Origin of the sequence: Streptomyces kurssanovii (assembly GCF_040677245.1) — a bacterium.
Classification (GTDB): Bacteria; Actinomycetota; Actinomycetes; order Streptomycetales; family Streptomycetaceae; genus Streptomyces; species Streptomyces kurssanovii.
On record NZ_JBFAQK010000002.1, the window covers coordinates 191,464 to 210,738 of the forward strand.

At 70.8% G+C, this 19,275-nt stretch carries 19 protein-coding genes; 11 read left to right on the forward strand and 8 right to left on the reverse strand.

Annotation, left to right across the window (positions count from 1 at the left end):
• Nucleotides 1-44 precede the first annotated feature (44 nt).
• The 3 genes from AB0K36_RS02935 to AB0K36_RS02945 all read left to right on the forward strand — a co-directional run bounded on the left by AB0K36_RS02935 (nt 45) and on the right by AB0K36_RS02945 (nt 2,870).
• Nucleotides 45-1,544 (forward strand): DUF2252 domain-containing protein, encoded by a 1,500-nt coding sequence (locus AB0K36_RS02935; protein ID WP_364587343.1) that lies wholly within the window; start codon nt 45-47, stop codon nt 1,542-1,544.
• A 33-nt stretch (nt 1,545-1,577) separates the two neighbouring features.
• Nucleotides 1,578-2,435 (forward strand): J domain-containing protein, encoded by an 858-nt coding sequence (locus AB0K36_RS02940; RefSeq protein WP_364587346.1) that lies wholly within the window; start codon nt 1,578-1,580, stop codon nt 2,433-2,435.
• 90 nt (nt 2,436-2,525) lie between these two features.
• Nucleotides 2,526-2,870, forward strand: a complete 345-nt coding sequence (locus AB0K36_RS02945) for a rhodanese-like domain-containing protein (RefSeq protein WP_364587349.1) — start codon at nt 2,526-2,528, stop codon at nt 2,868-2,870.
• A gap of 45 nt (nt 2,871-2,915) precedes the next feature.
• On the opposite strand, the gene AB0K36_RS02950 is transcribed toward AB0K36_RS02945, so the two are convergent.
• The 6 genes from AB0K36_RS02950 to paaA form a co-directional block, all read right to left on the reverse strand.
• Nucleotides 2,916-4,058, reverse strand: a complete 1,143-nt coding sequence (locus AB0K36_RS02950; protein WP_364587352.1) for an acyl-CoA dehydrogenase family protein — start codon at nt 4,056-4,058, stop codon at nt 2,916-2,918.
• A 286-nt stretch (nt 4,059-4,344) separates the two neighbouring features.
• Nucleotides 4,345-5,400, reverse strand: coding sequence for a 2Fe-2S iron-sulfur cluster-binding protein (locus AB0K36_RS02955; RefSeq protein WP_364587355.1), 1,056 nt, complete (start codon nt 5,398-5,400; stop codon nt 4,345-4,347).
• The gene (paaD, locus tag AB0K36_RS02960; protein ID WP_364587358.1) at nt 5,401-5,919 is read right to left on the reverse strand and encodes a 1,2-phenylacetyl-CoA epoxidase subunit PaaD; all 519 of its coding nucleotides are present in this window, start codon (nt 5,917-5,919) and stop codon (nt 5,401-5,403) included. It lies immediately after the preceding gene.
• Nucleotides 5,913-6,653: a 1,2-phenylacetyl-CoA epoxidase subunit PaaC gene (paaC, locus tag AB0K36_RS02965; protein WP_364587732.1), complete on the reverse strand. Its 741-nt coding sequence runs from the start codon at nt 6,651-6,653 to the stop codon at nt 5,913-5,915. Before paaC ends, paaD begins: the two co-directional genes overlap by 7 nt.
• A gap of 32 nt (nt 6,654-6,685) precedes the next feature.
• Nucleotides 6,686-6,976 carry a 1,2-phenylacetyl-CoA epoxidase subunit PaaB gene (gene paaB / locus AB0K36_RS02970; protein WP_159689704.1) on the reverse strand — a complete coding sequence of 97 codons (291 nt, stop codon included), beginning with the start codon at nt 6,974-6,976 and terminating at the stop codon, nt 6,686-6,688.
• Nucleotides 6,973-7,941 (reverse strand): 1,2-phenylacetyl-CoA epoxidase subunit PaaA, encoded by a 969-nt coding sequence (paaA, locus tag AB0K36_RS02975; RefSeq protein ID WP_364587361.1) that lies wholly within the window; start codon nt 7,939-7,941, stop codon nt 6,973-6,975. Before paaA ends, paaB begins: the two co-directional genes overlap by 4 nt.
• A gap of 390 nt (nt 7,942-8,331) precedes the next feature.
• Between paaA and AB0K36_RS02980 the strand changes: the two genes are divergently transcribed.
• From AB0K36_RS02980 to AB0K36_RS02990, 3 genes are read left to right on the forward strand one after another with little or no spacing between them, the layout of a single operon-like run.
• Entirely contained in the window at nt 8,332-9,000 is a 669-nt protein-coding gene (locus AB0K36_RS02980) for a DUF5819 family protein (protein WP_435877762.1), read from the forward strand.
• Nucleotides 8,997-10,175 carry an HTTM domain-containing protein gene (locus AB0K36_RS02985; protein WP_364587367.1) on the forward strand — a complete coding sequence of 393 codons (1,179 nt, stop codon included), beginning with the start codon at nt 8,997-8,999 and terminating at the stop codon, nt 10,173-10,175. Before AB0K36_RS02980 ends, AB0K36_RS02985 begins: the two co-directional genes overlap by 4 nt.
• Nucleotides 10,172-10,831, forward strand: a complete 660-nt coding sequence (locus AB0K36_RS02990; RefSeq protein WP_364587370.1) for a TrmH family RNA methyltransferase — start codon at nt 10,172-10,174, stop codon at nt 10,829-10,831. The genes AB0K36_RS02985 and AB0K36_RS02990 overlap by 4 nt, the downstream gene beginning before the upstream one ends.
• Before the next feature lie 119 nt (nt 10,832-10,950).
• On the opposite strand, the gene paaN is transcribed toward AB0K36_RS02990, so the two are convergent.
• Entirely contained in the window at nt 10,951-12,627 is a 1,677-nt protein-coding gene (gene paaN, locus AB0K36_RS02995; protein ID WP_364587373.1) for a phenylacetic acid degradation protein PaaN, read from the reverse strand.
• A gap of 122 nt (nt 12,628-12,749) precedes the next feature.
• On the opposite strand from paaN, the gene AB0K36_RS03000 reads away from it, so the two are divergent.
• Complete coding sequence (locus tag AB0K36_RS03000) at nt 12,750-14,288, forward strand: 3-hydroxyacyl-CoA dehydrogenase (protein WP_364587375.1); 1,539 nt, start codon at nt 12,750-12,752, stop codon at nt 14,286-14,288.
• Nucleotides 14,285-14,878, forward strand: coding sequence for a TetR/AcrR family transcriptional regulator (locus AB0K36_RS03005; RefSeq protein WP_307707410.1), 594 nt, complete (start codon nt 14,285-14,287; stop codon nt 14,876-14,878). The genes AB0K36_RS03000 and AB0K36_RS03005 overlap by 4 nt, the downstream gene beginning before the upstream one ends.
• Nucleotides 14,879-14,925: 47 nt before the next feature.
• Here the strand turns inward: AB0K36_RS03005 and AB0K36_RS03010 are convergent, their stop codons facing one another.
• Nucleotides 14,926-15,462: an Lrp/AsnC family transcriptional regulator gene (locus AB0K36_RS03010; protein ID WP_364587735.1), complete on the reverse strand. Its 537-nt coding sequence runs from the start codon at nt 15,460-15,462 to the stop codon at nt 14,926-14,928.
• Between the two features lie 229 nt (nt 15,463-15,691).
• Between AB0K36_RS03010 and pdhA the strand changes: the two genes are divergently transcribed.
• Genes pdhA through AB0K36_RS03025 form a run of 3 tightly spaced genes read left to right on the forward strand, consistent with a single transcriptional unit; the run spans nt 15,692 to nt 19,265 of the window.
• Nucleotides 15,692-16,834 carry a pyruvate dehydrogenase (acetyl-transferring) E1 component subunit alpha gene (pdhA, locus tag AB0K36_RS03015; protein ID WP_364587738.1) on the forward strand — a complete coding sequence of 381 codons (1,143 nt, stop codon included), beginning with the start codon at nt 15,692-15,694 and terminating at the stop codon, nt 16,832-16,834.
• The gene (locus tag AB0K36_RS03020; protein WP_364587379.1) at nt 16,831-17,835 is read left to right on the forward strand and encodes an alpha-ketoacid dehydrogenase subunit beta; all 1,005 of its coding nucleotides are present in this window, start codon (nt 16,831-16,833) and stop codon (nt 17,833-17,835) included. The genes pdhA and AB0K36_RS03020 overlap by 4 nt, the downstream gene beginning before the upstream one ends.
• Nucleotides 17,835-19,265, forward strand: coding sequence for a dihydrolipoamide acetyltransferase family protein (locus AB0K36_RS03025; protein WP_364587382.1), 1,431 nt, complete (start codon nt 17,835-17,837; stop codon nt 19,263-19,265). The genes AB0K36_RS03020 and AB0K36_RS03025 overlap by 1 nt, the downstream gene beginning before the upstream one ends.
• Nucleotides 19,266-19,275 lie beyond the last annotated feature (10 nt).

Sequence of the window (19,275 nt, forward strand, 5' to 3'; positions counted from 1 at the left end):
GCACTTGATGTTGATGGCGCACGTCGCCGGGGGAGGCCGCGGGCATGAGTGAAACCATGGCGACGGTGTCGGAGCAGCCGACGGAGCCCGGCCGGGAGAGCCAAGGCGGCGCGGCCTCCCGCGGTTCCGTCGGGGTGCCGTGTCCGCGTATTCCCGTGGTGGCGGGGTTCGCACCCCGCAGGGCGTCGGGCGTGACCTCTCCGAAGGACGCCGGCAAGGCGCTTCGTAAGAAGGTGTCACGGTCCTCGCACGACCAGCTCCAGCCCCCGGTGGGGCGCCCGGACGCCGTGCAGGCGGTGGAGGAGTCGAGCCGCGGACGAGTGCCGGAGCTCACTCCGATACGGGTGGGACGGATGGCGGCCTCCCCGTTCGCGTTCCTGCGGGGCGCGGCCGGTCTGATGGCCCACGATCTGGTGGGCACCCCGGTCACCGGTATCGCCGCACAGATATGTGGTGACGCGCACGCCGCGAACTTCGGCCTCTACGGAGACGCCCGTGGCCGGCTCGTGATGGACCTCAACGATTTCGACGAGACCGTCGTCGGCCCCTGGGAGTGGGACCTCAAGCGGCTTGCGGTGTCGCTGGTGCTGGCGGGCCGCGTGGCGGGCGGCAGTGAGGACTCCTGCCGCGCGGCGGCCTTCGACGCCGTGGGCGCCTATCGCCGGACCATGCGGTTGCTGGCCAAGCTGCCGGCCCTGGACGCGTGGAACGCCATCGCCGACGAAGAGCTCGTCTCGCACACGGACGCGCGGGATCTCCTGGGTACGCTGGAGCGGGTCGCGGCAAAGGCCCGCAACAACACGAGTGCGCGTTTCGCGGCCAGGTCGACCGAGGTCGTGGGGGAGGGCGACGATGCCGGCGGGCGTCGCTTCGTGGACGCCCCGCCGGTCCTGCGCCGCGTGTCGGACGAGGAGGCGGCAGCGGTCGCGGCCTCGCTCGGGGAGTATCTGACCACCGTCGCGGAGGACCGTCGTCCGCTGCTCGCCCGCTACGCGATACACGACGTGGCCTTCCGCGTGGTGGGGACCGGAAGCGTGGGGACGCGCTCGTATGTGGTGCTCCTCCTCGACCACCGCGGCGATCCGTTGGTGCTGCAGGTGAAGGAGGCCCGTGCCTCGGCGCTCCTCCCTCACCTGACGTCCGTCGGCTTCCCGGCACCGGACCCGGAGCACGAGGGGCGCCGGGTGGTGCAGGGGCAGAAGCGGATGCAGGTCGTCAGCGACAGCCTGCTGGGCTGGACGACGGTGGAAGGTCGCCCCTTCCAGGTGCGGCAGTTCAGGAATCGCAAGGGGAGTGTCGACCCCGCGGCTCTCACCTCCGACCAGCTCGACGACTACGGCCGGATGACGGGGGCGCTGCTCGCCCGTGCCCATGCCCACAGCGCCGATCCGCGGCTGCTCGCCGGGTACTGCGGCAGGAGCGAGGAGCTCGACGAGGCGGTTGCCGCGTTCGCGGTGACGTACGCGGACCGTACGGAAGCGGACCACGCGGACCTGCTGACCGCCATCAAGAGTGGTCGGACAGCCGCTGAGCTGGGTGTGTGACAACGGGGCCGGCCACGCCCGTAGGCTGGAGCGGTGACTCAGGATGCCGCCGGGGGACCGACGACCCACAACGACGACGACCAGTCTGTGCGGCATGCCGCACAGACCGGCGAGCAGGACCGGCCCGAGGCCAGGCTGGCGAAGGCAGTGGGGGCGGCGGAGCACGCGCTGATCGAGTTCGAGATCGCGGTGGAGACCTTCCGGGTCGAGGTGGAGAACTTTTCCCGGCTGCACCACCAGAAGCTCGGGCCGATGTACGCGCGGCTGGACGAGCTCGACGCGCAGATCGCGGAAGCCCGGGCGGCACGCAGCGGTGATCCGGAGGATCTGCGGAAGGCGCAGGAGGCACGGGCCCTGGTGCTTCCGATGCCCGGCGTCGACGAGCTGTTCCATGACTGGATGGACTCCGAGGGCCTCTCCCCCGAGGCCGCGGCGATGCTCACCGATCAGCCCGTACAGGCGCCGAAGCGGGTCCGGCCGAGCGAAGAGGCACGCAAGCTCTACCGTGAGCTGGCCCGCAAGGCGCACCCCGACCTGGCACAGGACGAGACGGAGCGGGCGCGACGCGACGAGTTCATCGCGCGTGTGAACGCCGCCTACGGTCTCGGTGACGCGGCGAAGCTGAGGGAGCTGGCGGAGGAATGGGCCGCCGGCCCCGCGCCGGCCGCACCGCGTCCCAGTGAGCGCGAGGAGCTCTACGCCCGGCTCGAGTGGCTGGCCCAGCGCAAGGAGCTTCTGACCGTGGTCGCACGGGAGCTGGAGGAAAGCGCGATCGGCGCGATGCTGCGGATGGCGCCCGATGATCCGGACCGGCTGCTGGAGGAGATCGCCGAGCAGCTGCTGGCGCAGGTGGCCGAGCGTGAGGCCGAACTCGCCGCGCTCGTGCAGTAGGTTTTCCGGAGCCCTCGGCAGTCGGGATCCCGCACCGGACCGCTGCGGTACGAGGGCCGGCCCCCACACGAAAGAGAGAAGGCATCACTCATGAACTTCGCCCCGCTGCCCTCCGTGGAAGCCACGGCGGTACCGGACGACGCCCTGGTGCTGGACGTCCGGGAGGCCGACGAGTGGGCTGCCGGGCATGTCGAAGGCGCGCTGCACGTGCCGATGAGCGACTTCGTGGCCCGGTTCGGGCAGGTGACGGAGGCGCTGGCCGACGGGCGCCGCGCCTTTGTGATGTGCCGGGTCGGCGGTCGCTCCGCGCAGGTGACGCAGTATCTGGTGCAGCAGGGCCTCGACGCGGTGAACGTCGACGGGGGCATGCTCGCCTGGGACGGGGCGGGACGCCCCATGGTCGCCGAGAACGGCAGCCCCGCCTTCGTGCTCTGACCGCCCGCGGCCCCGGCGGGCACGCGGTCGGCCGCCCACCGGGCGCTAGTCGAGCGGATGGGCGGCGAGAAGGTCGCCCAGAGCCTCCTCATGAGCGGCGGCGGGACCGAGGGAGAGCTCGAGCTGCTTTGCCCAGGCGTGGTAGCGGTGGAGCGGATAGTCGACGTCCGCGCCGAACCCGCCGTGCAGATGCTGAGCGGTCTGGACCACGCGCCTCACCCCTTCCGACGCCCAGATCTTGGCCACCGCGATGTCGCCGGCGGGCGGCAGCGCTCCGCCGGAGCCGGTGCCGATCCGCCAGGCGGCCTGCCAGAGGGTGGCCTCCATGGCGCGCAGGTCCATGTACCGGTCGGCTGCCTGCACGGCCACGGCCTGGAAAGTGGCCACCGGGAAGCCGAACTGCTCACGCCTGCCGGTGTATTCGCCGGTCATGGCCAGCACCTGCTCCCCGAGGCCGAGCGCCAAGGCGCAGGTGCCCGTGGCGAGAAGGCCGCGGAGAAACTCCCAGGCCTGCTCGTCGTCGATCAGACGGTTCTCGTCGATCCGTACACCGTCGAGGCGGACCTCCGCCAGGCGCTCGCCGTTGGTGGAGATCTGCTCGGCCAGGGCGAGGCCGTCGTGGATCCGAGGGACGAGGGCGAGGACCGGCCTGCCGCCACCTGTGTGGGCGGGGACGGCGACAAGGTCCGCGCACTGTGCCCAGGGCACCGCGGTCTGAGCCCCGTCGAGGATCCAGTCGCCTGTTGACCCGGCCTGACGGTGTGCGGTGACGGCGAGCTCGGCGGCGTCGTGGCCTGTGCGTCCGCTGGCTCCGGCCGTGAGCACAAGACCGCCGTTCCCGACGCGGGGGAGGACCTCTTCCCGGAGCGCGGCACTGCCGTAGCGCTCCACGGTCATGGCGACGGCGCTCGTCTCCAGCAGCGGCACGCGCGCCAGTACCTTGGCGGACTCGCGCAGCACCAGGCAGAGCGCGATGGGATCGAGACCGGCGCCGTCGTGCTCCCGCGACAGCATCAGCCCCAGCAGGCCGGAGTCGGCAAGCCGGGCCCACAGCACACGGTCGAAGTCCTCGGCGACCGCACCGGCGGTCATCGCGGGGCTCGGTACCGCGTCGGGCGCCACAGCCGAGAAAACGGCCTTCGCCGCCTCTGCGGCTGCCAGGTGTTCCTCGGTGAAGGTGAAGTCCACTGCCCGCTCCTTCCAACGACCGCCGTATCTGACGGACCGTCAAGATAGGTCAGGCCGGGCAGGAAGGGAATGGGCGCGGAGCCCGGGAGAACACGGTCGATGGTCTTCCGGGCCGGCCGGCGACGCGCGCCTTTGCGCTGTGTCAGCGGTTTGCCCGCTGGTGGCAGCGGCACAGGCTCCCCTCAGCGGCACGGACTCCCCTCAGCGGTACAGACTCCTCAGCGGTACAGACTCCTCAGCAGTACAGACCTTCTCAGCTGTACCGGCTTCTCAGCTGTGCGGGTTGTCAGCGGTCGAAGTCCAACTCCACCTTCGCCGTGGCGGGATGGGACTGGCAGGCCAGGACATAGCCGGCTTCTGTCTCCTCCGGCTCCAGTGCGAAGTTGCGGTCCATACGGACCTCGCCCGACACCAGGAACGCCCGGCACGTACCGCACACGCCGCCCTTGCAGGCGTACGGGGCGTCCGCCCTGCTGCGGAGCACCGTCTCCAGGAGGGACTCCCCTTCCTGTACCGGCCAGCTCCCCGACCGGCCGTCGAGCGTCGCGGTGAGGGAGGCGTGGGCAGGCGCGGCCATCGCGGCGCGCGTCGGTGCGGAGCCGTCGTCGACGTGGAAGATCTCCTGGTGGATGCGACCGCGGTCCACTCCGAGCCCGCGCAGCGCACGTTCAGCGGCGGTGACCAGTCCGAACGGCCCGCAGAGGAACCACCCGTCCACTTCCGCGACCGGAAGCAGCGCGGGAAGAAGACCGGTGAGCCGCTGCTGGTCGAGCCTGCCCGACGGCAGACCCGCCTGCTGCTCCTCGCGGGAGAGCACGGTGACAAGTTGGAAGCGGTCCGGGAAGCGGTCCTTCAGATCCGCCACCTCTTCGAGGAACATCGTCGAAGCCGCGGTGCGGTCGCTGCGGATGAGGCAGAAGCGGGCCTCGGGCTCGGTCGCCAGCAGTGTGGCGGCCATCGACAGCACCGGTGTGATGCCGCTGCCGCCCACCACCGCCGCGAAGTGGCCCGGCCGCGGCGGGAACAGGAACCGGCCTGCCGGCGGCATGACGTCGACGACGTCACCGACGGACAGCTCCTTGAGGGCATACGTGGAGAACTCGCCGCCGTCGACCAGCCGGATCCCGACACGGAGCACGGGGGCTTCGCCGGCCGGAGCGGCCGGGGAGCAGATCGAGTACGTGCGGCGGATCTCCGCACCGTCGACGAGCCGGCGCAGCGCGATGTGCTGGCCGGGGGTGTGCCGGAAGGTCTCGCGCAGTTCGAGCGGTACGTCGAAGGTGACAGCCACCGAGTCGTCCGTGAGCCGTTCGACCGTGCTGACCCGGAGCGGATGGAACATCTACAACTCCTTGAAGTGGTCGAACGGTTCGCGACAGGTGACGCACCTGCGCAGGGCCTTGCAGGCCGTGGAGGAGAACCTGCTCAGCAGTTCCGTGTCGGTGGAGCCGCAGTGCGGGCAGCGCACCGAGAGCGTGAGCGGCACGGGCCCGTCCGCCGCGTGGGCACGGGGCGGTGCTATGCCGAACTCGTCGAGCTTCCGGCGTCCTTCGGCGCTGATGTCGTCGGTCGACCAGGCCGGGGAGAGGACCTTGACGACGGAGACCTCCGTCATCCCGTGTGCGCGGAGAACCTGCTCTATGTCCGACGTCATCGCCTCGATGGCCGGACACCCTGTGTACGTCGGTGTCAGATCGACCTCGACACTGGTGGGGCCGAGCAGGCGCACGCCGCGGACGACACCGAGATCCTCAAGAGTGAGCACCGGCAGTTCCGGGTCGGGCACCGAACCCGCCAGCCTGCGCAGCTCCGCCTCCAGCGCCGTATCGGCCCCGGTCTTCCCGGCTGTTCCCGTCACCATGACGCCCCCGGGTGGCTGCGGTGCAGGTGCTGCATCTCGGCGAGCATCCGCCCGAACGACTCGGTGTGGAGGCCCTGGCGCCCTGCTCCGGCCGACCAGGCGCCCGTGCGGGCTCCGGAGGGAACGGTGAGCGTGGCGCGCTCGAGAACGGCCGTGACGCGCTCGAGCCAGCGGGCTTCGAGGGCCATCAGGTCCACCTCGAGGCCGTCCACCGGCTCGAACATCTCACCCGTGAACCCCCAGAGCGCATCACAGGCACGCTGCATCCGCTCGTGGCTCTCCGCCGTACCGTCGCCGAGCCGGGCGATCCAGTGCTCGGCGTGGTCCTGGTGGTAGGCAACCTCCTTGACGGCCTTGGCGGCCAGCCCGGCGAACGGGCCGTCTGTGACCGCCAGCTGCCCGTAGAGAAGGTGCTGGTGGACGGAGAAGTAGAACTGGCGGGCGATGGTGTGCGCGAAGTCGCCGTTCGGCTGCTCGACCAGCTGGAGATTACGGAAGGAGCGCTCTTCACGCAGGAACGCCAGCTCGTCCTCGTCGCCCACGAGGGACAGCAGCACGCGCGCCTGCCCCAACAGGTCGAGGGCGATGTTGGCGAGGGCGACCTCCTCCTCGAGGACCGGTGCGTGCCCCGCCCACTCCCCCAGCCTGTGGGAGAGCACCAGGGCGTCGTCGCCGAGCGCCAGGGCCGCGGCGGCGGGCACGCCTGAAGCGGTGGGCTCCGTGCTCGAGGTCACCGTCGGGACGGGCTCAGCCGTCGGCGTCGCGCTCACAGGTGCTTCACCCCTTCCGGGATCTCGTAGAAGGTGGGGTGCCGGTACGGCTTGTCGGCGGACGGTTCGAAGAAGGGGTCCTTCTCGTCCGGTGAGGAGGCGGTGATCGAGGTGGAGGGCACCACCCAGATCGAGACGCCCTCGCTGCGCCGGGTGTAGAGATCGCGGGCGTTGCGCAGGGCCATCTCCGCGTCCGGCGCGTGAAGGCTTCCCGCGTGGGTGTGGGACAGCCCACGGCGCGAGCGCACGAAGACCTCCCACAGCGGCCATTCGGTCGAGCTGCTCATGCCGTCGCCTCCACGGACTCGGTGTGCTGTGCTGGCTGGTGCTTCTCCGCGTAAGCGGCGGCGGCGTCCCTGACCCAGGCTCCCTCTTCGTGAGCTCGCCGGCGCTGGTTGATCCGCTGTTCGTTGCAGGGGCCGTTGCCCTTGAGGACGGCCTGGAACTCCGCCCAGTCGATGGCGCCGAAGTCGTGGTGCCCGCGCTCCTCGTTCCACCGCAGATCCGGGTCGGGGAGGGTGAGACCCAGTGACTCGGCCTGGGGAACACAGATGTCCACGAAGCGCTGGCGCAGCTCGTCGTTCGAATGCCGCTTGATCTTCCAGGCCATGGACTGTGCCGAGTGTGCCGAGGCGTCGTCCGGCGGGCCGAACATCATCAGCGACGGCCACCACCAGCGGTCCACGGCGTCCTGCGCCATCGCGTGCTGCTCGGGCGTCCCGCGGGACAGGGTGAGCAGCAGCTCGTAACCCTGACGCTGGTGGAACGACTCCTCCTTGCAGATCCGCACCATGGCACGGGCGTAGGGCCCGTAGGAGCAGCGGCAGAGCGGCACCTGGTTGGTGATCGCCGCCCCGTCCACAAGCCATCCGATCGCGCCGACGTCGGCCCAGGTCAGCGTGGGGTAGTTGAAGATCGAGGAGTACTTCTGGCGGCCGGTGTGGAGCTTGTCGAGCAGTTCGTCGCGGCTGGTGCCCAGCGTCTCGGCGGCGCTGTACAGGTAGAGGCCGTGGCCGGCTTCGTCCTGGACCTTGGCCATCAGGATCGCCTTGCGGCGCAGCGACGGCGCACGCGTGATCCAGTTCGCCTCGGGCTGCATCCCGATGATTTCCGAGTGCGCGTGCTGGGCCATCTGGCGGACCAGCGTCGCGCGGTACGCCTCCGGCATCCAGTCACGAGGCTCGATCCGCTCGTCGGCGGCCACGGCAGCGTCGAACGCCGCCTCATACGCATCCGCAGTCACTGCCGTCATCCGGACTCCCCTACCGACCGATCGTTCGGTTCATCGGCTTCAATGGTCGGTCGGCGGCCCGTAGGGTGTCAACCCTGTGGATAACCGAGGTGACCGACGGGGATCGGGGCGGGGATGGACTCCTACGAGGACGAGGAAGGCAAAGGCACCGGTTTTCCGGGCGCCGGAACGCCTCCGCTTCCCCCCGCCCGGCAGCCGGAAGACGGCCGTCCGGACGACCGCCGTGAGAGCTGGCCGATAGCCCGGCTCCGGCCTCCTCCTGGCATCCCAGCAGGTCATGCGGAGGTTCCGGGGCCCGCAGCCCCTGCGGAACCTCCCGGTCAGCAGGGCCCTGCCGACTCCGCCAGCGCCGCCCCCGCTCCGCCGGAGCCGACAGCCTCCGGCGGAGGAATGGCCGGACTGTCCCTCCCGTACCAGGTGGCGGCGGCCGTCTCACTCGCGCTGATCGCGGCGGTCGCATGCACCCACCTGGCGATGGTCTTCCTCCATGTCGCCCCGTCCAACACCGTGACGAAGCAGCACGGCGAGGTGGTGGACTTGTGGGTCTATCCCGAGTTCGAGCAGAACTGGAAGCTCTTCGCTCCCAACCCGCTCCAGCAGAACATCGCCGTTCAGGTGCGTGCCCAGTACACGACCGACGACGGCAGCCGCCGCACCAGCGACTGGATCGACCTGTCTGCGGAGGACGGTGCGGCGATCCGCGGCAACCCTCTCCCGAGCCATCTCCACCAGAACCAGCTCCGCCGGGCCTGGGACTTCTACGTGGGCTCCCACGACACCGGTGACAGTCCCAGTGGGCTGCGCGGCCGGCTCTCGGAGACCTACATCCGCCGCATCGTCATGCTGCGCCTCGAGCGGCACGACCTCGGTGGTCCCGTCGAACGCATCCAGCTCCGCGCCTCGACGACATCGATCGAGGCCCCTCGGTGGAGCGACGAGAAGATCGACACCCGGCCCGTCCACCGCGAGCTGCCGTGGTGGACGGTCACCGCGGCGGATCTGCCCGGAGGCGCGCAGAACAAGGACCGCGCCACCGGCCGGACGGAGGCGGCGCGGTGAAGCAGGCCCAGGAGCGCAGGCTCGCCCGCGCCGTTCAGCGCGTCACCGCCACGGCACTCGGCCCGTATCAGAGCGCCGTCGTCCGGATCGGTTTCGGTGCGACCTGGCTGCTGTTCCTGCTGTCCGAGTTCCCCCACCGGCACGACCTCTACGGACCCGACGGTCCGTGGAGCTGGGAAATGGGCAAGGAGCTGATCGCGGACAACGAGGCGTTCAGCGTGCTCCTGTGGTCCGACAGCACCCTGTGGTTCGAAGTCGTCTACGGCGTCGGTGTGCTGTCCAGCCTGCTCATGGTGCTCGGCTGGCACACCCGCGCGGTGTCCGTGCTGTTCATGATCGGTGTGCTGTCCCTGCAGAACCGGTCGATCTTCGTGGGCGACGGTGGCGACAACGTCGTCCACCTCATGGCCGTCTACCTGGTGATGACGCGCTGCGCACAGGTCTGGTCCCTGGACGCGCGGCGTGCGGCACGCCCTTCCGCGAGGGACCGTACGGGCCCGGTCCTGTGGACCGTGCTGGGCGCCCTGCTCTTCGTGGAAACGATCGTGGGCAGAGCCGGCGGGGAATCATGGATCCTGGTCCTGTTGTGGGGCGTGTGGACGGCACAGGGCCTGTGGTGGGCCGTGAACCGCTACGCGCCGGACAGCGAGCCCCGCACCTTGCTGGACGTCCTGGCGAACCTCGTCCACAACGCCGCCCTCGCCGTGATCATGGCCGAGGTCTGCGTGATCTACGCGACCGCCGGCTGGTACAAGATCCAGGGTTCACGCTGGCAGGACGGCACCGCCCTGTACTACCCGCTCAAGCTGGACTACTTCGCTCCCTGGCCGGCGCTCTCCGGGCTCCTCGCGTCCGGCGGGGTGGTGGTCATGCTGCTCACCTACGGCACCGTCATCGTGCAGGTGGCCTTCCCCTTCACCCTGTTCAACCGGCGCGTCAAGAACGTGCTGTTGGTGATCATGATGCTCGAGCACGCCGGCATCGCCGTACTGCTGGGGCTGCCGTTCTTCTCGCTGGCGATGATCGCGGCGGACGCCGTGTTCCTGCCGACCGGCTTCCTGATCGGCCTCGGCGCCCTGGTGGTGCGCAGAAGGGACCGGCTGCTGGCCGGCAGTGCCATTCCGTCCCAGCTGCGGCGCCGAAGCGAGGAACAGCCCCGTACGCTCGTCGGGTGAGCACCACCGAAGAACCGCTGCAGTACGACGAGGGTTACGCCCCCGAGGTCGGCGTCGGCCCCCACCCGCTGCCCTGGCCGCAGGGCGAGCGCTACGACCCCGAACTGCTGGCCGCGGGCGACCGCCGCAATGTCGTGGACCGGTACCGCTACTGGACCCGCGAGGCGATCGTCGCCGATCTGGACACCCGCAGGCACGGGTTCCATGTGGCCGTGGAGAACTGGGGCCACGACTTCAACATCGGCTCGGTGGTGCGCACCGCCAACGCGTTCCTGGCCAGGGAGATCCACATCATCGGACGCAGGCGCTGGAACAGGCGCGGCGCGATGGTCACCGACCGGTACCAGCATGTGCGGCACCATCCGGACACGGCCTCGCTGACCGAGTGGGCGGCTGCGGAGGACCTGCCGATCATCGGTATCGACAATCTGCCGGGGGCCGTGCCCATCGAGCGGACCGAGCTGCCGCGCCGGTGCGTGCTTCTCTTCGGCCAGGAGGGCCCGGGCCTCACTGAGGAGGCCCGCAAGCACGCGTCCATGGTGTGCTCGATCGCGCAGTTCGGTTCGACGCGGTCCATCAACGCGGGTGCGGCGGCGGCCATCGCGATGCACGCCTGGGTGCAGCGGTACGCCGATGTACCGGCTCCGCGGGAATGACAGCCGCTTCCCTCTGAGAACCCGCCGGACGGGGTGACCTTCCCCGTCGGACCTGTGCCGCGCGGCTCGGGGCCGAGCCGGAGGGACTGCGGGGTGCAGGCCCCGCAGTCCCGTACCCGTCAGGCCTGGCGGCGGACCTCCACCACACGGAAGCGGTTGGCGACGAACGCGGCGTCGCACAGGGCCGCGTTCGCGGCGGGGTTGCCGCCGGAGCCGTGGAAGTCGGAGAACGCGGCGGTCTGGTTGACGTACACCCCGCCGGTCAGGTTCAACGAGAGCTGCGCGGACTCCTCGAAACAGACGTCCTCGATCGCGCGCTCCGTCTCCGTGGACGTGGTGTACGCCCCGACGGTCATCGCACCCTTCTCGCGGACCGTGCGGCGCAGAAGATCCAGGGCGTCGGCCGTGGAGTCCACGGCCACCACGAAGGACACCGGACCGAAGCACTCGGAGAGATACGCGGGCTCGGTGTCCGCCGACTCCCAGTACTTACGGGCGCCGTCGAGCTTCACGATCACGGGCGTCCGTACCGTCGCGCCCGGGAAGTCGGGGTTGGGCACCTCCCGCGATTCGAGAGCCACCTCGCCCAGGTCGGCCGCCGCCTCGAGCCGCGCCTTCACATCGGGGTTGACCAGGGCGCCCAGCAGCGCGTTCGCCCGGGCGTCGTCGCCGAGCAGACCGCCCACGGCGGCGGCCAGGTCCGCGGCCACCTCGTCGTAGCTCTTGGGGCCCGACTCGGTGGTGATGCCGTCCCTGGGGATCAACACGTTCTGCGGGGTGGTGCACATCTGGCCGCTGTAGAGGGACAGCGAGAAGGCCAGGTTGGACAGCATTCCCTTGTAGTCGTCGGTGGAGTCGATGACGATCGTGTTGACGCCGGCCTTCTCCGTGTAGACCTGCGCCTGACGGGCGTTGGCCTCCAGCCACTCGCCGAAAGCGGTGGACCCCGTGTAGTCGATGATCTTGATTTCGGGGCGCGTCGCGAGGATCTTCGCGATGCCCTCCTCCGGGCGCTCGACGGCGAGACAGACCAGGTTCGGGTCGAAGCCCGCCTCGGCGAGCACCTCGCGGGCCACCTTCACGGTGAGGGCCAGCGGGAGCACGGCCCGGGGGTGCGGCTTCACCAGGACCGGGTTGCCCGTGGCCAGGGAGGCGAAGAGGCCCGGGTAGCCGTTCCACGTCGGGAAGGTGTTGCAGCCGATCATCAGCGCGATGCCGCGACCGGCGGTCGTGAACGTCTTCCGCAGCTGAAGCGGGTCGCGCTTGCCCTGGGGCTTGGACCAGTCAGCGGCGGCGGGGGTGCGGGTCTGCTCCGCGTACGCGTACGCCACGGCCTCCAGGCCGCGGTCCTGGGCGTGCGGGCCGCCGGCCTGGAACGCCATCATGAAGGCCTGCCCGCTGGTGTGCATCACCGCGTGCGCGAACTCATGGGTGCGGGCGCTGATCCGGGAGAGGATCTCCAGGCAGACGAGGGCACGCGTCTCGGGGCCGGCCTCGCGCCAGCCCGCCATCCCGGCGCGCATCGCGGGCAGCAGTACGTCCAGGTCGGGATGCGGATACTCGATCCCCAGCTCCGGTCCGTACGGAGAGACCTCGCCGCCGGTCCAGCCGTCGGTGCCGGGCTGGTCCAGATCGAAACGGGAGCCCCGGAGTGCCTCGAAGGCGGCCAGGCCGTCGGCGGGCGCGCTCTCGCCGTACGCCTTGGGGTGCTCGGGATGCGGAGACCAGTACGCCCGCGTACGGATCGCCTCGAGGGCCTGGTCGAGCGTGGGCCGGTGGGTCTCGGTCAGCTGCATGCGGACCAACTCCTCGTCGAGCTGGGCAGGGGAGTGATGACAGAGTTAGAGTAACCGAACGATCGGTCGGTACAAGGGGGCCTGTCGAACCTGTGGACAACTCATCGGGGAGGATCGCCTCCATGACCGCCATCGACTCCACGACCGCGATCGGCACGAGCCGCACCGTCGCCGTCGTCGGCACCGGAACCATGGGCCAGGGGATCGCGCAGGTGGCCCTGGCCGCAGGCCACCCCGTACGTCTCCACGACGCCGTTCCCGGCCGGGCCCAAGAGGCGGCGGAGGCGATCGGCGGGCGCCTGGACCGGCTCGTCGAGAAGGGGCGGATGACGTCCGCGGAGCGCGACGCCGCCCGCGGCCGGCTGCTTCCCGCCACGGACATCTCGGAGCTCGCCGACGCCGCACTGGTCGTCGAAGCCGTCCTGGAACAGCTCGCGGTCAAGCAGGAACTGTTCACGGAGCTGGAGAAGACCGTCTCCGACGACTGCCTTCTCGCCACCAACACCTCCTCCCTCTCCGTCACGGCCGTCGCCGGGGCGCTGCGCAGGCCGGGCCGCTTCGTCGGCCTCCACTTCTTCAATCCGGCGCCCCTTCTGCCCCTCGTCGAGGTCGTCAGCGGCCACGCGACCGACGAGGCGGCTGCCGAACGGGCCATGGCCACCGCCGCCGCCTGGGGCAAGACCCCCGTGCGCTGCGCGGACACGCCCGGCTTCATCGTCAACCGCATCGCGCGCCCCTTCTACGCGGAGGCGTTCGCCGTCCACGAGGAGCGTGGCGCCGACCCGGCCACCATCGACGCGGTGCTCCGCGAGTGCGGCGGGTTCCGGATGGGGGCGTTCGAGCTGACCGATCTGATCGGCCAGGACGTCAATGAAGCGGTCACCCGTTCCGTCTGGGACTCCTTCTTCCAGAGCCCGAAGTTCACGCCGTCTCTGGCGCAGCGCCGGCTGGTCGAGTCGGGCCGCCACGGCCGCAAGTCCGGGCACGGCTGGTTCTCGTACGCACCAGGCGCCGAGCGCCCCCGGCCGCAGACCCAGCCGCCCGCCGCTGCTCCCACGAGCGTGGTCGTGCAAGGCGACCTCGGTCCCGCGGAGCCGTTGGCGGAACTGATCGAGCGGGCCGGAATCACCGTCCACCGCGAGGAGGGCGACGGCTGCATATCCCTCCCCGGCGGCGCGGAGCTCGGACTGGTGGACGGGGAGACGTCGTTCGAGTTCGACGACGGGATCGTCTACTTCGACCTCGCCCTGGACTATGAGAAGGCGACGCGTATCGCCCTTTCCACGTCCGAGAGCACGCTCAGGAACATGCCCGGCGCGGTGGAGGAGGCCGTCGGCCTCTTCCAGGCCCTCGGCAAGGACGTCTCGCTGATCGGGGACGTACCGGGCATGATCGTCGCACGTACGGTGGCGATGCTGGCGGACTTCGCGGCCGACGCGGTCGACCGCGGTGTCGCTTCCGGCCCGGACATCGACACCGCGATGAAGCTGGGCGTCAACTACCCGGCCGGACCGCTGGAGTGGGGCGAGAAGCTCGGCTTCCAGCGGGTGCGTGCGCTGCTCGACGCCCTTCACGAGCGCTACCCCACCGGCCGGTACGCACCGTCCCTGGCGACCGCGCGCCGCGCCTGCGCCGACACTGACGAGGCGGACGGCCGATGACCACAGCCAGGCGCGACGCGTACACGCCGGAGACGCTGCTCACCGTCGCGGTACGGATCTTCAACGAGCGTGGCTACGACGGTACTTCCATGGAGCACCTGTCGAAGGCGGCCGGTATCTCCAAATCGTCGATCTACCACCACGTCGCGGGCAAGGAGGAGTTGCTGCGCCGGGCCGTCAGCCGGGCGCTGGACTCCCTGTTCGCGATCCTCGACGAGAACGGCGCCAGGCGGGGCCGTGCCATCGAGCGGGTGGAGTACGTCACGCGGCGCACCGTCGAGGTGCTGGTGGCCGAACTGCCCTACGTGACCCTGCTGCTACGGGTCAGAGGGAACACGAAGACCGAACGCTGGGCGCTCGAGCGGCGCCGCGAGTTCGACCAGCGCGTCGCGGACCTGCTGAAGGCTGCCGCCGCGGACGGTGACCTGCGTGCCGACGTCGACATCCGGCTGGCGACGCGGCTTCTCTTCGGCATGGTGAATTCCCTGGTCGAGTGGTACCGCCCGCACCCGGGCGGCGGCTACGACGCGGACCAGGTCGCGGAGACGGTCGTGCAGCTCGCCTTCGACGGGCTGCGCACGGACTCCTGATCCGGCCCGCCCAGGGGCAGCGGCATTCAGGGGGATCCCCGAGGGCGTCAGAGCGGATCGGCGTCCTGGCCCGCCGCCGCCCCGGAACCGGGGACCGGACCGGGGCCGGGATCGAGGTCCGTCTCCTCGAACACCAGCAGCGTCCGGGTCGACAGCACCTCCGGGATGGCCTGGAGCCTGGTCAGGACCAGTTCACGCAAGGTGCGGTTGTCGGGCGTGTGCACCAGCAGAAGGACGTCGAAGTCCCCGCTGACGAGCGCGATGTGGGCGGCGCCGGGGAGCGCCTGCAGCTGTTCCCTGACCGTCCGCCACGAGTTCTGCACGATCTTGAGGGTGATGTAGGCCGAGGCCCCCTGGCCCGCCCGCTCATGGTTCACCCGCGCGCTGAAGCCGCGGATCACGCCGTCGTCGATCAGCCGGTTGATCCGGGCGTACGCGTTGGCGCGGGACACATGCACCCGGTCGGCGACGGAGCGGATGGAGGCGCGCCCGTCCGTCTGGAGCATGCGCAGGATGTCGCGGTCGATGGCGTCCAGCGGGCGCGGCGGAGGGCTCTGCCCTGTGCGGTCCCCGCCGTCGGCCATTTGTTCAGTTGCCATGTCCCCCCGCCTTCCTAGCATGGACGACCTGTCTCCATCTCATGCTGTGGAGAACCGTTTGTCCACAGGCTGCCCGCGCCTGTAGCCAAAATGCGTCCACGACCGAACAATCGGTAGGTGAGGCGCGCCACACACCCGTGCGCCGCCGCCCCGTTTTCTTCATCGCTTTCGTCGTCGCTCCCACGAGGAGGTGCTCGCGTTGAGAAAGAGCAGCATGACGGTCCAGGAGCTGCCCGGTTCCGCTGCCGCCGCCTACCGGCCCACACCGCCCCCGGCGTGGCAGCCCCGCACCGACCCTGCGCCGCTGCTCCCCGACCCCGAGCCGTACCGCGTGCTCGGCACGGAAGCCGCTGCCTCCGCCGATCCCGAGCTGCTGCTGCGGCTCTACGCGGAGCTGGTGCGTGGCCGCAGGTACAACGCGCAGGCCACCGCGCTCACCAAGCAGGGCCGGCTCGCCGTCTACCCCTCGAGCACCGGGCAGGAGGCCTGCGAGGTGGGCGCCGCGCTCGCGCTCGAGGACCGGGACTGGCTCTTCCCCAGTTACCGCGACACCCTCGCGGCCGTGGCCCGCGGCCTGGACCCGGTCCAGGCCCTGACACTGCTCCGCGGCGACTGGCACACCGGATACGACCCGCACGAGCACCGCGTCGCGCCGCTGTGCACGCCGCTGGCCACGCAGCTCCCCCACGCGGTGGGACTGGCGCACGCGGCCCGGCTCAAGGGTGACGACGTCGTGGCGCTGGCCATGATCGGTGACGGCGGCACCAGCGAGGGCGACTTCCACGAGGCACTGAACTTCGCCGCCGTGTGGAACGCGCCGGTGGTCTTCCTCGTGCAGAACAACGGTTTCGCGATCTCCGTCCCGCTGGCCAAGCAGACCGCTGCGCCCTCCCTCGCCCACAAGGCCGTCGGTTACGGCATGCCGGGCCGGCTCGTCGACGGCAACGACGCGGTCGCGGTGCACGAGGTGCTCGGCCAGGCCGTCGCCCGTGCCCGTCGCGGTGGCGGACCCACCCTGATCGAGGCGGTCACCTACCGCATGGACGCCCACACCAACGCGGACGACGCCACCCGCTACCGCGCGGACAGCGAGGTCGAGACCTGGCGCGCGCACGACCCGATCCAGCTCCTGGAGCGGGAGCTGACCGAGCGGGGACTGCTCGACGACGGGACCAGGCAGGCCGCCGCCGAGGCGGCGGAGACCATGGCCGCCGATCTCCGGGAGCGGATGAACGCCGACCCGGTGCTGAACCCGATGGATCTTTTCGAGCACGTCTACGCCCGGCAGACCACGCAACTGCGTGAGCAGGCCGCGCTGCTCCGGGCCGAGCTGGACGCTGAGGAAGAGGCACGATGACCACGGCCGCGGTGAAGCCCGCAACCATGGCCCAGGCCCTGCAGCGCGCGATGCGCGACGCGATGGCCGAGGACCCGACCGTCCATGTCATGGGGGAGGACGTCGGCACGCTCGGCGGCGTCTTCCGGGTCACGGACGGGCTCGCCAAGGAGTTCGGCGAGGACCGCTGCACGGACACTCCGCTGGCCGAGGCGGGCATTCTGGGCACCGCCGTGGGCATGGCGATGTACGGTCTGCGGCCGGTCGTGGAGATGCAGTTCGACGCCTTTGCGTATCCGGCGTTCGAGCAGCTCATCAGCCATGTCGCCCGCATGCGCAACCGTACGAAGGGCGGCATGCCGATGCCGATCACCGTGCGGGTGCCGTACGGCGGCGGGATCGGTGGTGTCGAGCACCACAGCGACTCCTCCGAGGCGTACTACATGGCGACCCCGGGCCTGCACGTCGTCACCCCGGCCACGGTCGAGGACGCGTACGGACTGCTTCGTGCCTCCATCGCCTCCGACGACCCCGTCGTCTTCCTCGAGCCCAAGCGGCTGTACTGGTCCAAGGCGGAGTGGTCGCCGGAGTCACCGGCCGCCGTGGAGCCCATAGGGCGTGCCGTGGTGCGCCGCTCCGGGCGCAGCGCCACGCTCATCACCTACGGCCCCTCCGTGCCGGTGTGCATGGAGGCGGCGGAGGCCGCGGCGGCGGAGGGCTGGGACCTCGAGGTCGTCGACCTGCGTTCCCTGGTGCCGTTCGACGACGAGACGGTCTGCGCGTCGGTGCGGCGCACCGGCCGGGCGGTCGTCGTCCACGAGTCGACCGGCTTCGGCGGCCCTGGTGGAGAGATCGCGGCCCGGGTGACCGAGCGCTGCTTCCACCACCTGGAGGCGCCGGTGCTCCGGGTGGCCGGTTTCGACATCCCGTACCCGCCGCCGATGCTGGAGCGGCATCATCTGCCGGGAGTGGACCGTGTGCTGGACGCGGTGGCACGGCTGCAGTGGGAGGCGCAGAGCTGATGGCGCAGGTGCTCGAATTCAAGCTTCCCGATCTCGGGGAAGGGCTCACCGAGGCCGAGATCGTCCGCTGGCTGGTGTCGGTCGGCGACGTGGTCGCGATCGACCAGCCCGTCGTCGAGGTCGAGACGGCCAAGGCCATGGTGGAAGTGCCCTGCCCGTACGGCGGCGTGGTGACCGCGCGCTTCGGTGAGGAAGGCACGGAGCTGCCCGTCGGCGCACCGCTGATCACTGTGGCGGTGGGAGCGACGGAGAGCACCGGCGCGGCACCCGCGCGTCCGGAAGCGTCCCCGTCGTCCGGAGACACCGCGGAGTCGTCCGGCAACGTCCTGGTCGGTTACGGGACCGGCGCGCCCGCGGCGCGGCGACGCCGGATCCGGCCCGCGGCCCCGGCGGCCTCCGTCGTCGAGCAGGCGCACGGGCCCAGCAGGACCACGGGACACATGGCAGCGCCGGCTCCGGCGCAGGTCCGGTCGTCCGCCACGGCCTCCGCGGTCGGCGGCACCGCTGTCGCACCGGGCCAGGTCCACCGCACAACGGCCGTGGCGCAGGACGGTCCCGTGGCCGTCATCTCTCCGCTGGTCCGCAAGCTCGCACGCGAGCACGACGTGGATCTGCGGGCGCTCACCGGCTCGGGCCCGGACGGCCTGATCCTGCGGGCCGACGTGGAGCGTGCCCTGCGTGCTCCTGAGACGGCCCCCGCGACGCCCGCCGCCGCGGCAGTGGCCTCGGCCGGCACGGCGCAGGGCGAGCGGGTGCCGCTGCGCGGGGTGCGCGGCGCGGTGGCCGACAAGCTGTCCCGCAGCCGGCGGGAGATCCCGGACGCCACGTGCTGGGTCGACGCCGACGCGACCGAACTGATGGCCGCACGGGCGGCGATGAACGCCGCGGGCGGACAGAAGATCTCGCTGCTGGCACTGCTGGCCCGCATCTGCACGGCCGCCCTGGAGCGCCACCCGGAGCTCAACTCCACGGTGGACATGGACGCCCGGGAAATCGTGCGGCTGCCCGCCGTGCATCTCGGTTTCGCGGCGCAGACGGAGCGCGGACTGGTCGTTCCGGTCGTGAAGGACGCCCACAAGCGGTCGGCCGAGTCGCTGACGGCCGAGTTCGCCAGGCTCACCGAGGCAGCCCGCCAAGGGGCGCTCACCCCGGCGGACCTGACAGGCGGCACGTTCACGCTGAACAACTACGGCGTGTTCGGTGTGGACGGCTCCACGCCGATCATCAACCACCCCGAGGCCGCGATGCTCGGCGTGGGCAGGATCGTGCCGAAGCCGTGGGTGCACCAGGGCGAACTGGCCGTCCGGCAGGTCGTCCAGCTCTCGCTCACGTTCGACCACCGGGTCTGCGACGGCGGCACCGCGGGAGGATTCCTGCGCTACGTCGCCGACTGTGTGGAGCAGCCCTCGGTGCTGCTCCGCACCCTCTAGGGGCAGGCAG

Excerpts from the sequence above, each read along its gene's own strand:
- AB0K36_RS02935 (WP_364587343.1), top strand. The coding sequence starts at position 45 with ATGAGTGAAACCATGGCGACGGTGTCGGAGCAGCCGACGGAGCCCGGC.
- AB0K36_RS02945 (WP_364587349.1), top strand. The coding sequence starts at position 2,526 with ATGAACTTCGCCCCGCTGCCCTCCGTGGAAGCCACGGCGGTACCGGAC.
- AB0K36_RS02955 (WP_364587355.1), bottom strand. The coding sequence starts at position 5,400 with ATGTTCCATCCGCTCCGGGTCAGCACGGTCGAACGGCTCACGGACGAC.
- paaD (WP_364587358.1), bottom strand. The coding sequence starts at position 5,919 with ATGGTGACGGGAACAGCCGGGAAGACCGGGGCCGATACGGCGCTGGAG.
- paaB (WP_159689704.1), bottom strand. The coding sequence starts at position 6,976 with ATGAGCAGCTCGACCGAATGGCCGCTGTGGGAGGTCTTCGTGCGCTCG.
- paaA (WP_364587361.1), bottom strand. The coding sequence starts at position 7,941 with ATGACGGCAGTGACTGCGGATGCGTATGAGGCGGCGTTCGACGCTGCC.
- AB0K36_RS02980 (WP_435877762.1), top strand. The coding sequence starts at position 8,332 with ATGGCCGGACTGTCCCTCCCGTACCAGGTGGCGGCGGCCGTCTCACTC.
- paaN (WP_364587373.1), bottom strand. The coding sequence starts at position 12,627 with ATGCAGCTGACCGAGACCCACCGGCCCACGCTCGACCAGGCCCTCGAG.
- AB0K36_RS03000 (WP_364587375.1), top strand. The coding sequence starts at position 12,750 with ATGACCGCCATCGACTCCACGACCGCGATCGGCACGAGCCGCACCGTC.
- AB0K36_RS03005 (WP_307707410.1), top strand. The coding sequence starts at position 14,285 with ATGACCACAGCCAGGCGCGACGCGTACACGCCGGAGACGCTGCTCACC.
- AB0K36_RS03010 (WP_364587735.1), bottom strand. The coding sequence starts at position 15,462 with ATGGCCGACGGCGGGGACCGCACAGGGCAGAGCCCTCCGCCGCGCCCG.
- pdhA (WP_364587738.1), top strand. The coding sequence starts at position 15,692 with ATGACGGTCCAGGAGCTGCCCGGTTCCGCTGCCGCCGCCTACCGGCCC.
- AB0K36_RS03020 (WP_364587379.1), top strand. The coding sequence starts at position 16,831 with ATGACCACGGCCGCGGTGAAGCCCGCAACCATGGCCCAGGCCCTGCAG.
- AB0K36_RS03025 (WP_364587382.1), top strand. The coding sequence starts at position 17,835 with ATGGCGCAGGTGCTCGAATTCAAGCTTCCCGATCTCGGGGAAGGGCTC.